Source organism: Streptomyces sp. CB02009, from assembly GCF_001905825.1.
In the GTDB taxonomy this organism is placed as follows: domain Bacteria; phylum Actinomycetota; class Actinomycetes; order Streptomycetales; family Streptomycetaceae; genus Streptomyces.
On sequence record NZ_LIVV01000003.1, the window covers coordinates 573,071 to 585,116 of the forward strand.

10 protein-coding genes are annotated in these 12,046 nt (G+C 73.9%); 5 read left to right on the top strand and 5 right to left on the bottom strand.

The window, feature by feature from the left end:
• Positions 1-202 precede the first annotated feature (202 nt).
• Positions 203-2,407, bottom strand: coding sequence for an RNA polymerase recycling motor ATPase HelR (helR, locus tag AMK27_RS15295; protein WP_198955871.1), 2,205 nt, complete (start codon positions 2,405-2,407; stop codon positions 203-205).
• A 179-nt stretch (positions 2,408-2,586) separates the two neighbouring features.
• Here helR and AMK27_RS15300 point away from each other — a divergent pair, with 179 nt between their 5' ends.
• The gene (locus AMK27_RS15300; RefSeq protein ID WP_073906905.1) at positions 2,587-3,594 is read left to right on the top strand and encodes an FAD-dependent oxidoreductase; all 1,008 of its coding nucleotides are present in this window, start codon (positions 2,587-2,589) and stop codon (positions 3,592-3,594) included.
• Between the two features lie 95 nt (positions 3,595-3,689).
• On the opposite strand, the gene AMK27_RS15305 is transcribed toward AMK27_RS15300, so the two are convergent.
• Positions 3,690-4,892, bottom strand: a complete 1,203-nt coding sequence (locus AMK27_RS15305; RefSeq protein WP_073906909.1) for a serine hydrolase domain-containing protein — start codon at positions 4,890-4,892, stop codon at positions 3,690-3,692.
• Positions 4,893-5,169: 277 nt separating this feature from the next.
• Between AMK27_RS15305 and AMK27_RS15310 the strand changes: the two genes are divergently transcribed.
• Positions 5,170-6,354 carry a hypothetical protein gene (locus AMK27_RS15310; protein WP_073906934.1) on the top strand — a complete coding sequence of 395 codons (1,185 nt, stop codon included), beginning with the start codon at positions 5,170-5,172 and terminating at the stop codon, positions 6,352-6,354.
• Positions 6,355-6,523: 169 nt separating this feature from the next.
• Positions 6,524-7,309, top strand: coding sequence for a bestrophin-like domain (locus AMK27_RS15315; RefSeq protein WP_073906938.1), 786 nt, complete (start codon positions 6,524-6,526; stop codon positions 7,307-7,309).
• A gap of 5 nt (positions 7,310-7,314) precedes the next feature.
• On the opposite strand, the gene AMK27_RS15320 is transcribed toward AMK27_RS15315, so the two are convergent.
• Positions 7,315-8,547 carry an ABC transporter substrate-binding protein gene (locus AMK27_RS15320; RefSeq protein ID WP_073907589.1) on the bottom strand — a complete coding sequence of 411 codons (1,233 nt, stop codon included), beginning with the start codon at positions 8,545-8,547 and terminating at the stop codon, positions 7,315-7,317.
• Positions 8,548-8,656: 109 nt separating this feature from the next.
• On the opposite strand from AMK27_RS15320, the gene AMK27_RS15325 reads away from it, so the two are divergent.
• Together AMK27_RS15325 and AMK27_RS15330 are read left to right on the top strand one after the other, a co-directional pair.
• Positions 8,657-8,992 carry a YnfA family protein gene (locus AMK27_RS15325; protein WP_073906942.1) on the top strand — a complete coding sequence of 112 codons (336 nt, stop codon included), beginning with the start codon at positions 8,657-8,659 and terminating at the stop codon, positions 8,990-8,992.
• 246 nt (positions 8,993-9,238) lie between these two features.
• Positions 9,239-9,814 (top strand): universal stress protein, encoded by a 576-nt coding sequence (locus tag AMK27_RS15330; RefSeq protein WP_338014309.1) that lies wholly within the window; start codon positions 9,239-9,241, stop codon positions 9,812-9,814.
• Here the strand turns inward: AMK27_RS15330 and AMK27_RS15335 are convergent.
• Both AMK27_RS15335 and AMK27_RS41225 read right to left on the bottom strand, forming a co-directional pair.
• Positions 9,785-10,561, bottom strand: a complete 777-nt coding sequence (locus AMK27_RS15335) for a class I SAM-dependent methyltransferase (protein WP_073906945.1) — start codon at positions 10,559-10,561, stop codon at positions 9,785-9,787. The genes AMK27_RS15330 and AMK27_RS15335 overlap by 30 nt on opposite strands.
• 264 nt (positions 10,562-10,825) lie before the next feature.
• Entirely contained in the window at positions 10,826-12,028 is a 1,203-nt protein-coding gene (locus tag AMK27_RS41225) for a methyltransferase domain-containing protein (protein WP_241847502.1), read from the bottom strand.
• Between the last annotated feature and the right edge of the window lie 18 nt (positions 12,029-12,046).

Below are 12,046 nucleotides of genomic sequence, written 5' to 3' on the forward strand. Positions count from 1 at the left end.
CGATACGTCATCTGATCGCAGGAACGTCCGTGGCGCGCCCACGCACGGCACCGGTTCGCCCCACGGAGGCAGGGCGGACCAGGGCCCGGCATCCGACCCGGACCCGGCACCCCGCCCGTACCTCGCCCGTCACCCGGCCCGGCACCCCGCCCGGACCCGGCCCGGCACCGGGCCGGGTCCCCGGCCGCGGTCCCGCCCGCCGTCAGGCGCTGGTCAGGACGACGAGCTGCCTGGTCGCGCGGGTCATCGCCACATAGCGGTCGACCGCGCCCCCGATGCCCGCGCCGAACCGCTCCGGGTCCACGAGGACGACCAGGTCGAACTCCAGGCCCTTCGACAGACTCGGGGTGAGCGACTGCACGCGGGGCCTCGGCCGGAACCGGGGATCGCCGATGACGCACGCGGTCCCGTCCGCGTGGGCGTCGAGCCACTCGTCGAGGATCGCGTCCCGTTCCGTCACCGAGCCGTGGACGACGGGGAGACCGCTGCTGCGGACCGACGTCGGCACGTTCGCGTCGGGCAGCGCGGCCCTGATCGCCGGTTCGGCCTCCGCCATGACCTCCTCCGGCGTCCGGTAGTTGATGCCCAGCGACGCCACGGTGATCCGGTCGAGCCCGACCCGTTCCAGCCGCTCCTGCCACGACTCCGTGAAGCCGTCCCTCGCCTGCGCCCGGTCACCGACGACGGTGAAGCTCCGGGACGGGCAGCGGAGCAGCAGCATCTGCCACTCGGCGTCCGTCAGTTCCTGCGCCTCGTCCACCACGATGTGCGCGAACGGCCCGGCCAGCAGGTCGGGTTCGACGCCGGGCAGCGCGGCCTCGTCGACCAGGCTGTCCTTGAGGTCCTGCCCGCGCAGCATCGTCACCGCGCCCTCGCCGTCCACGTCGGCGGCGAGGACGTCGGCGATGACATCGGCCATGCGGGCCCGTTCGGCGGCGACGGTGGCCTGCTGCCGGCGCTTGCGCCGTGCCGCCTCCGGGTCGCCGAGCCGCTGCCGCGCCGCGTCCAGGAGCGGCAGGTCGGACACCGTCCAGGCCTGCGCGTCCGCCCGCTGGAGCGTCCGGACCTCCTCGCGGTCCAGCCACGGGGCGCACTTCCGCAGGTACGCGGGGACCGACCACAGGTCCCCGACCAGGTCGGTCGCCTCGAGCAGCGGCCACGCGCCGTGGAGCGCCCCGGCCACCTCCTCGTCCTGCCGCAGCGCCCGGCGGAACTCGTCCTCCGGGACCTCGTCGCCGAGCTTGCCCAGGAGGATCGAGCCCAGCTCCTCCCAGATCTGCTCACGGGCCTCGTTGTGCGGCGTCCCCGCCTCCGGCGCGTCGAACGCCTCGGCCCAGTCGCCGGCGGTGAGCGGGACATCGGCCCAGTCGGTCGACACCGTCGTCCCGCGGGTGGGCGGCTCCTCGTAGAAGCGGACGGCGGCCTCGATCGCCCGCACCATGCCGGCGGACGACTTCAGCCGCGCCACCCCGGGGTCGCGCTCGGTCGCCGCCCCGGCGCCCTCGGCGACGAGGTCCCGCACGGTGCAGGTCTGCACGCCCTCCTCGCCGAGGCTGGGGAGGACGTCGGCGACGTACGCCAGGTACGGCTGGTGCGGGCCGACGAACAGGACCCCGCCCCGACGGTGCCCGAGACGCGGGTCCGCGTACAGCAGGTGCGCGGAGCGGTGCAGCGCGACGACGGTCTTTCCCGTACCCGGTCCGCCGTCGACGACGAGGGTGCCCCGGGAGCCCGCCCGGATGATGGCGTCCTGGTCGGCCTGGATGGTGGCGAGCACGTCGCGCATCCGGGGCGAACGGCTGCCGCCCAGGCTGGCGATGAACGCGGACTGGTCGTCGAGTGCCGCGTGCTCGTCGAGGCCGTCGGCGGTGAACACCTCGTCCCAGTAGTCACTGATCCGGCCGCCGCTCCAGCGGTACCTGCGGCGGCTCGCAAGCCCCATCGGGCGGGCGTGCGTCGCCGCGAAGAAGGGCTCCGCCGCGGGCGAGCGCCAGTCGACGAGAAGACGACGGCCGGTGCTGTCGGTGAGGCCGAGACGCCCGACGTACACGGTCTCCGCGCCCTCGCCGCCGTCCACCCCCTCCGTACCCCGCGCGCCTTCCGCGGTGACGATGCGCCCGAGGCACAGGTCGAGGCCGAAGCGGCGCAGGGTGCGCAGGCGTCCGGTCAGCCGGTGGATCTCCGCGTCGCGGTCCATCGCCTCCCGCCCGGCGCCGCCGGGTGCCTTGCGTGTGGCGTCGAGCCGGTCGGACAGTTCGGCGATCGTCTCTTCGAGGCTCTTCGCGATGGCCGCGAAGTGCCGCTCGTCACCGGCGATGAGGGCCGGGTCCGTCTTGGGGGAGAGGCGGTCGGGAAGGTCGAAGGCACTGGTGCCGCGCGACGGGTCCACCGACGAAAGCACACGCACGAGGTGAGTCTCATTTCTGCAGGTCCGGGGGTGAGGAGAGTGATTCTGCGGTACGCCGGGGGCCTTGCCGCAAGCCCCCCTGTGCGCTATAAGTTGTAAGTGGCGAGAGGTGACTGCACCTTCTTGCCCTTTCTTTTGGGCAGATGCGGGCGGCATCGTTCCGGTGCTGCAATGACGTCATGGCCGAGACAGCGTCCCGCTCACGTGCTCCCGCCGTGAGCACCGACACCACCGACCTGATCGTCGTCGGGGGCGGTCCGGCGGGCTGCGCGGCCGCCCGTACGGCGGCCGGCGTGGGCATGCGCACGATCCTGATCGAGCCGGACGGGCTGTGCCGCACCCTCCATCGGATCCCGGCGCTGGACAACGTCCTCGGTGGCTGGACCGACGGCCGGGTACTCGCCGACTCCGTCGCGGCGGAGATCAGGGCCACGCGGCTGTGCCGACTCGAACTCGGCAGTCGCGTCACGGATGTTCACGCCGACGACGAACGGGTCACCGTCACCGTCACTGTCGTCGCCGACGCTGCCCACGCTGCCGACGCCGCCGACGTCACCGACACGCCGTGCGCGCCGGACACCCTCGGGAGCACGAAGACGATCACGGCCCCGTACGCGGTGATCGCCACCGGCGTGGCCCCCGTCCAGCCCGCCGACGCCGCCTGGATCACCGCCCCGCGCGAGCTGCGACTGCCCCCGCTCTGGCGGGCGGACGCGGCTTCCGGCGCGGCATCCCGCACGCTCCTCGTCCTGGGCGCAGACCGGCCGATCGGCACGTTCCTCCGCGCCCAGCCGGACACCGGTACCCGCCTCCTCGTCGCGTACCCCGGGGAGGACGCGTACAAGACCGAGGAGATCCGCGACGACCCGCGGGTCACCCTCCTCCCCGTCCGGCACGTGACGCTGACCCGCCACGGCCCGGACGGGGTGGCGGCGGAGCTGACGTGCCGGGACGGGCGGCGGCGTACGGTCACGGCGGACGTCGCGTACGCGAGCATCGGGAGCGCGCCCACCGCCCCGCGCGGCGGCCTCGTCCGGGGCGGGGACGGCTACTGCCGGCCGGCGGACCAGCACCCCCGACTGCTCGTGGCCGGTGACCTGCGCGCCGCCCGCTTCCAGCGGATCATGACCGCCATGGGCTCGGGCAGCGAGGCGGCGCTGAAGGCGTACTACACGTCTCTCACGTAGCCGTCCGCCACACAGCCGTCCGCCACATAGCCGTCCGCCACGCACCCGTCCCTCACGCGGCAGCCCGCCACTCGGCCCTCCGCCCCGCAGCAGCCCTAACGCGGGGACACGGAACCGTCGTAGACGTTCTCCGGCGTGATGACCGCCGTGACCGCCCGGGCGAGCAGGGTGGACGGCTCCTGCCCCCCGACCAGGGAGTCCGTGGTCACCATGAGGACCATGGTCGCCTTCTGCGAGGGCAGGTAGACCGTCACGGTCTCGTAGCCGGGGATGGAGCCGTTGTGCCCGATCCAGCCGTTGGCGTCGAAGATCCCGAGGCCGTAGCTCAGGCCGGGGAAGCCGGTCGGCAGCGTCCTGAGGCGCTGTGCCTGCGTCCCGGGGCTCAGCAGTTCGCCGGTGGCGACGACCTTCGCCCAGCGGCGCAGGTCGTGCAGGTTCGAGATCATCGCGCCGGCGGCCCACGCCCAGCTGGGGTTCCAGTCGGTGGCGTCCGCGGTCGTGCCGTCGAGCGTCTGGTCGGTGTAGCCGCGGGCGTGCGGCTCGGGGAACTCGGAGCCCTCGGGGAAGAGCGTGTGCCGCAGGCGGGCCGGGCGGAGCACCCGGCGCTCGATGACGTCCTCCAGTCGCTGACCGGTGACCTTCTCGATCACGAGGCCGAGGAGGACGAGGTTGCTGTTGGAGTACTGGAACTGCGCGCCGGGCGCGAAGGTGTTCTTGTGCCTGAAGCCGTACGCGAGCGATTCCCACGGGGTGAACGAGCGCTCCGGGTCGCTCAGCAGGTCGTGGACGAAGTCCTCGTCCGCGGTGTACGGGAACAGGCCGCTGCGCATCTCGGCGAGGTGACGCAAGGTGATCCGGTGGCCGTCGGGAACCCCGCGGACGTACCGGGCGATCGGGTCGTCGAGACCGATGCGGCCCTCGTCGACGAGCTTGAGCAGCGCGGTGACCGTGAAGGTCTTGGTCTCGCTGCCGATCCGGACGAAGGAGTCGGCGAACATCGGCGCGCGGGTGGTCTTGTCGGCGACGCCGGTGGCCCGGACGTAACTCCCCTTGCCGGGCATCCAGATCCCGACCACGACACCGGGGATGCCGGCCTGCTTGCGGACGTCCGCGATCGCCCTGTCGAGGCGGGCGGTCAGCTCGGGTCCCAGGCCGCCGGGGGGACAGTCCTCGTCACCGTGCCGGTCGACGGCGGCCGCGGCGTGGACGGGCGTGGCGGGAGTCGCCGCCATCGGCGCGAGCACGGAGGCCACGAGGACCGTCGCGGCGAACAATCGGCGATAGGGGGTACGTCGCATGTCGGCAGACCTCTTCCAGGGGCACGGTCAGGGCACGTCAGGGACCGCCACATCACCACCGCCACCCCGCGGTGCCGCCGCCCGCCCCGCCCCACCACCGGGCAAGTCCACTCGTTCGGCGCCACCTGGGTCACCGGGCCGGCCCTGGGGCCCGCGTCCGCTGCGGCGGCGCCCGACCGGAGGCGGCCCGCCCGGTGGGGAGGGAACTCGCCGGCGGCCCCGGATTCTCCCGGGATTCCGCCCCGGTGACAGGGCCTCGCCTGGCACGCTTGCCGACGTGACCTACGTCGTAACAGTGGACATGTGCCTGCCCGACGGTGCCGACGAGTTGGACGCGCTGCAACAGGTCGGCGCGTCCGCGCTCCTGGAGCACGGCTTCGACGCGGTGGAGGCGATCGAGGGGCCCGGCGGGGTCGAGGTCGACGTCCTGGAGACGATCGTCGCCGTCCACCCCCGCGGGTCGATCGTCAAGGTCTTCGTCCACGCCTCCTCCCTGGAGACCGCGGAGGACGCCGTCGGCTCCGTGGCCGCGGAGGTCCTCGAACGCTCCGAACTCCTCGCCGACTGGGTGGTCGAGAGCAGCGAGGTCAAACTGCACATCGATCTGACCCGCGAGAGCCTGGCGGCCGCCGACGGGCCGGACGCGCCGCCCAGCGACCTCCGGGCCCGCCGCGCCCGCCACACGGCCGGGACCGGCCCCGGCGACACCACGCACGCCGCCCCTTCCCACGACGGGGCCGACGACGAGAGCGCGGAGTACGACGAGAGCGTGGACGACGAGGAGAGCGCGGACGACGTGGAGCAGGCCGACCTGGAGGCCCAGATCCGGGCCCTGGCCCCGCGCCTGATCTCCTTCGACCCCCGGCCTCCGGAGGGCGGCGAGACGGCCGCCATCGGCTCCGAGGCCGCCGAACTGGCCGCCGGAGCCCTGGTCTACGCCGCGGAGGTCCTCATCGACGAGCTGTACGACGACGTCCAGACCCTCGCCGACGAGGAGACCAACGTCGCCGAGTGCCGGGCCGAACTCTGGCACCTCGCCGAGCTTCCGCCGCGCTACGGCCTCGCGTACGACGAACTCTTCGCGCGCCGCTTCCTCGTGACCGCGATAGCCCTCACCACCCGGTTCACCGACGGGAGCTTCCGCGAGCTCGGCTGCCTCGCGGAGGAGCTCGTACTGAAACTGCTTCTGCAGCAGGCGCACTCCACGCTCGACCTGTACGGGCTCCTCGGCGACGACGTCGCGGAGGCCCTCGGCCGCTTCGCCGACGAGGTGTACGAGGACACGGACTTCGAGTGGCTCTACGACGACGCGCGGGACGGCGCCGACGAGGACCCCGCCCTCGCCGGCGCGGGCATCACCCCGACGGCGATCGGCACCTGGTTCACGCCCTTCGACGACGACCGCTACGTCCACCCGTACGCCGTCGACGAGGAGACGGGCCCGCGGAGCACCCACGAGTGACCGGCGCTCAGGGGGACGCCCTCGGCCCGCTCACTCGATGGTGTGAACCTCGGGTGCGGGCCTCCGCGGCGCGCACCCGCGTGCGGGCGCGCGCTCCGGCGTTCGCGGCGAGGAACGGGCGCCGCGCGTGCGCCGGGCGACAGCGGCCGGATCCCTAGACTCCCCGCACATGTCGCTCTGGCTGCTCAATCAGTTCAGCACCTTCACCCTGGCCGTGGTCACCGTCGGCGGAACCGTCCTCGTGGCGGTGGCCGGCAGCGTGCTGCTGCGCCGCAGGCACCCCTCGCTCTCCGACGGAGAGCACAACGACATGGTCGGGGTGACCCTGGGCATGTTCGGTGCGATCTACGGGATCATCCTCGCCTTCGTCATCGTGACCCTCTGGACGCAGCTGGAGAGCACGCAGACCATCGTGGCCTCCGAGGCCACCGACGTCGCCCTCATCGCCCGCGACGCCGCCGCCTTCCCGCCCCCGGTCCGCGCCCGCGTCGACGAGGCTCTCAGCGGCTACGTCCACTCCGTCGTCGAGGTCCAGTGGCCCCGGATGCGGGAGGGGCAGCCGAGTTACGGGGCCACCGCGGAGAAGCTGCAGACCGTCTACGACGTCCTCCAGGCGTACGACCCGAAGACCCCCCGCGAGGAGGTCTTCTACGAGCAGGCCGTCAGCCACCTCAACGGCGTGGCCTCGCAGCGCCGGGCCCGCCTCACCATGGCCGAACAGGAACTGCCCCCGCTCCTCCAGGTCCTCGCCTTCGGCGGCGCCCTGGTCCTGATCCCGCTCACCTTCCTGTACGGCATGCGCAAGCTGCGGATCCAGCTCCTCTTCGTCGCCTCCGTCGCCGCTCTGATCGGCTTCAGCCTGCTCCTGGTCTTCGTCCTTGACCGGCCCTTCGCCGGAGAACTCAGCGTGAGCCCGGCCCCGTACACGGAGGGGGCCCTGGAGCGCTACTGGTAGCGGGTTCAGGCCGGTCCCGTGTGCAGGACGCGGAAGCGTCCGTGCGCCGCCGGATCCCGGTCGACGACCTGGACCGGCGGCCACGCCCACTGCCACACGCCGATGCCCGGCACGCGGGCGAGGCGGATCCGCCCGCGGGTGCCCTCGGTGTCGACGTGCGGCCAGGACCTCGCGATGCCCGCGCGGTCCGTGCCGTGGCGGCGCAGCAGGTCGGCGAGGACGGTGACGGTGTCGTAGCCCTCGAAGGCGACGAAGGAGGGTGCCTCGCCCAGTTGCTCGCGCAGGGCCCTCCCGACGCGGGTGCCGAGCGGGCCGAGGCGCTCGGGCAGGTAGCGCAGGAACGGGATCGCGGCGCCGTCGTCGCCGAGCGACGCCGCCCACGTGGCGAACTCCGGCTGCCCGGCCGGAGCGCCGATCAGGACCTCGGCGAGGCGCCGGTCGCCGCGGACGGCGCGGACGAGCGGCACGGCCGGATCCGGGTGGCCCACGAGCAGGAGGAGCGCGGTGGCGCGCTGCTCGACGAGCGCGTCGCACACGGCCGCGGGCGTGAGCACGGCCATGTCGAGCGGGACGACCGTGCCGCCGCGAGGAGCGAGGTGCTCCCGCAGGACGCGGGTCCCGGACGCCCAGTAGACGCTCGGCTGGGCGGCGACGGCGATCCGGCGGTGCCCCGCCGCCAGGAGGAAGTCCCCGTAGATCCGCCAGCCGTGGGACTGCGCGGGCGCGAGGCGCGCCACGAAGTCCGTCGGCTCGTCGGTGAGCGTGTCGAGGACGGCCGACGAGCAGAGGTACGGCAGGCCGAGCGCGGCGGCCCCGGCCGCGGCGGAGCGGGCGACGACGCTGTGGTACTCGCCGACGACAGCGGCCACGCCCAGGCCGGCCAGTTCCTCCACCGCCGCCGCGGCCCGCTGCGGATCGGCCGCGGTGTCCCGGACGACCAGTTCGAGCGGCCTTCCGCCGCGGGTGGCGGGGGTGCCGGGGGAGTCTGTGGTGCTGGCAGGGTCTGTGGTGCCGGGGGTGCGTGTGGTGCTGGCAGTGTCTGTGGTGCCGTTCGCGTCGATCCCGGCTGCCCCTCCGATCCCGCCGGCCTCGTTGACCTCACGGACGGCCAGTTCGAGTCCGGCGAGCAGGTGCCGGCCGGCTTCGACCCAGCCGGGCGGCGTCAGCGGAACGAGGGCTCCGATCCGGACGGACGGTCCGCCGGTCCGTGCTGATCCGGGCGTGGAGTGGGTGATCATGCCGGTCATTGCACCCGTCACCGCTGCCCCGGGCAAGCGATTATGCGAGGGCGGGACGCCGACCCGCCGCAGCGGTTCCGAGGAGCGGCGGCGGGTACGCTCGGCGATCATGACTGTCGCTCGTTCCCTCGCCCTGTTCGTGGTGGCCGCCCTCTTCGAGATCGGCGGCGCCTGGCTCGTCTGGCAGGGCATCCGCGAACACAAGGGCTGGGTCTGGATCGGCGCCGGGGTGATCGCCCTCGGGCTGTACGGGGTGGTGGCCACGCTCCAGTCCGACGACGACTTCGGGCGCGTCCTCGCCGCGTACGGCGGGATCTTCGTGGCCGGGTCGATCGCCTGGGGCATGGTCGCCGACGGCTACCGCCCCGACCGCTACGACGTCATCGGTGCGCTGGTCTGCCTCGCGGGCATGGCCGTCATCATGTACGCGCCGCGCGGCAACTGACCCCGGCCCTCGCCGCCCGGTACGGGGGACAGGGGGCGGGCGGGCGCGTCAGGGATCCGCCAGGGATCCGGCTCCCGGCGTCAGAGGACCGTCAGCGCCGCCCTCACACGCCACCTGCCGGGTCTTCCCTTGGACGCGACGAGCGTCGAGGGCTCAGACGCGACGAGCGTCGAGGGCTCAGACGCGACGAGCGTCGAGGGCTCAGAGGAAGGCGGGGACGGCGGAATGACGGTGCGAGGACGCGTCGTGGTGGGGACGAACGGATCTCTGGGGAGCCTGGCGGCCCTTCACGAGGCCGCGACCCAGGCCCGGGCGCGGGACGCGGAACTGGTGGTCGTCCTGGCCTGGCAACCGCCCGGCGGCGGCTCCGGCAGCCGGACCTCCTGCGGGCCCTCCGTACTCGCCGACTGCCGGGACGCGGCGGCCGCGCTCCTGCGCGTGACCCTCGAAGGCCTCGGCGCCTGTCGGCCCGGGGTGTCCCCGGCCGGCCGCCTGGTCCGGGGCACCCCCGGTGTCGCGCTCGTCGACACGGTCCACGATCCCGGCGACCTCCTCGTCGTCGGCACCGGCTCGCGCGGGCTGCTGCTCCGGATGCTGCGCCCCTCGGTGGCCCGCCACTGCCTGGCGCACGCCCCCTGCCCGGTTCTCGCGGTGCCGCCCTGCCCGCTCCAGGCCGACCTGGAGCGCCTGGAGCGCCGGGACGGACTCGCGGAGGACGGATGGCGCGGTCTCCTTGCGGGCCCCCGTTCGGCGTTCCCGCCGCGGCCGCGCGGCCGGTTCCTGCCGCAGGGCTCAGGGCATGGCGCGGACGATGACGAGTGAGCCCTCGTACGTCGGCCGGGTGCGCAGGTCGCCGAAGCGCTCGTCCCAGGTGCCGGACGTCAGGTCGTGGCGCAGGGCGCGGTCGAAGCGCTCGCGGACGCCGTCGTCGACGAAACTCCAGGCCGAGCAGGCCTGACGGGCCGCCGGGTCGAGGAGCATCTCGGGGCGCCCGTAGTACGCCTCGTTGAAGTCGTCGGTGCAGTCGAGCGGGACCGGTACGGCGTCGACCGCGCACGATCCGCCGAGCGCGGCCGCGATCTCGTCGACCGGCGGGTAGCGGTCGGCTTCCGTGTCGAGGACCTCGGGCGCGTAGTCGTACAGCCAGAAGTCCCGCACCGCCGCCGGGTCGCAGGTGAGGACCACGACGGGGCCGCGGGTCACCCGGCGGACCTCCCGGAGACCGGCGGCCGCGTCGCTCCACTGGTGCAGGCTGAACAGGGTCATCGCGGCGTCGAACTCCCCGTCGGCGAACGGCAGGTCCTCGGCGACCGCGTCGACGGCCCGGGTGAGGCGGGGCGGTCGCCGGGCGCGCATCGACGCGGACGGCTCGACGGCCGTCACGGCGTCGGCGACGTTCTCGTAGGACCCGGCTCCCGCACCGACGTTGAGCACGCTGCGGGCTCCGCCCAGGGCGTCGGCGACGAACTTGGCGACGCGTTCGTCCGGCCTGCGGCTGCCTGCCCAGCCGGATCCGATCGTGCCGTAGTCGACTGCGGCGGCGCCGCCGTCGTGCGTACGTGCCTTCATGTGCCATACCTCGCCTCGTGAGCAGGAACAGCGGGGCAGGGAGGAACGAGGGCGTCGGTGTCTTCGCCCGGCCGCTGCCGCTCCGCCAGTCGCTCGACCCATCCTGCAGGTGCTGGCCCGATCCCACAATTGATTCGCGAATGCTTGGTTGATCGCCCGTATCGGCACGCAAATGTGATGTGGAGGATTGGATGTACCGACAGCGCCGACGCGGCTGGCGGTGCGCGGTGTCGACGTCACTGCTGCTGCGGTCGTCGGCGGCGATCAGTCGCGGCGCTCGGCCCGGGCCAGGAAATGCCCTGCGGCGTCCTCGTACTCTGCCAGGTGCCAGCCCGTCGACTGCAGGGCGGGGCGGAGGTTGTGCTCGGCCAGCAGGTCGTCGGGGTCGAGAGGGCGGTGGTGGCGGGCCGCCCGCTCGGCGCGTCCGGAGGGGTGGAAGAGGAGCAGCACGGCGTACGGGGTGCTGACGCGGGCCCATTCGAGGAGCGTGGTGCGGGGGTGGGGGAGGTGGTCCAGGAGGCCCGCCGAGAAGATCCCGTCCACGGAACGACGGGGCAGCGGAAGCCGGTTGCAGTCGGCCGCGAGGAGCCGGCCGTGACGGGTCCGGCCGTGCCGGGCGGCCGAGGCCGGCATGGCCGGCGTGACGTCGATCCCCAGCACGCGGCCGGCCTGCCCGACCTGGGCCCGCAGCGCGGGCATGGCGCGCCCGGTGCCGCATCCGAGGTCCAGCGCCAGGCCGCCCGGCCGCAGCCGCATCCGGGCGACGGCGGACTCGTAGGCGGGTGCCTGGTAGGCGAAGCGGCCCTCCCAGTCGTCGGCGCGGCGGGTGAAGAAGGCCCGGGTCGCGGTGTGTTCGGCCCGGGCGGCCACGAGGGCGGCCCACCGGCGCAGCAGCCGCTCACCCCACGGGCCGAGCGCGGCCCCGGCGCCGGCCAGGAAACGCACGCCCCAGGCGCCGGATCCCAGGCGGAACGCCTGCTCCGGGTGTCCCGCGCACGTGGCCAGGACGACGGCGTCGGCGGGGAGGGGGAGCGCGTCACCGGCCGGTAGCCGGTCCGGGGGCGGGCTTCCGATGCCGGCGAGCAGCGGGTCCGCCTCCGAGGCGGGGGTGAGCGCCACCGGGCAGCCTGGATCGGCGGAGACGGAGGCTGCGGTGAAGGTAGACGTGAGGGAGGGGGCGACGCCGGACACGGTGGCGGTTCCCGTCAGCAGCCGTGTGCCCGTTCCGAGCGCCAGGACGGGCACGTCCGCCGCGAGGGCTTCCCGGAGCAGGGCGTGTTCTGCGGCGGCCGGGGACGACGGCGGTACGGAGAGGACGAGGAGGCCCTGGACATCCCTCAGGTCCGCGGGCAGGCCGCCACCGTCCGCGGTGACGTGCCGGACGGCCAGGCCGGCTTCGGCCAGCACCTTGCCGACATCGGCCGGCGCTCCCGTCGGCGAGTGCCTCCCCATGACCACGACCGTCATCAAGCGCCCCTCGTATGC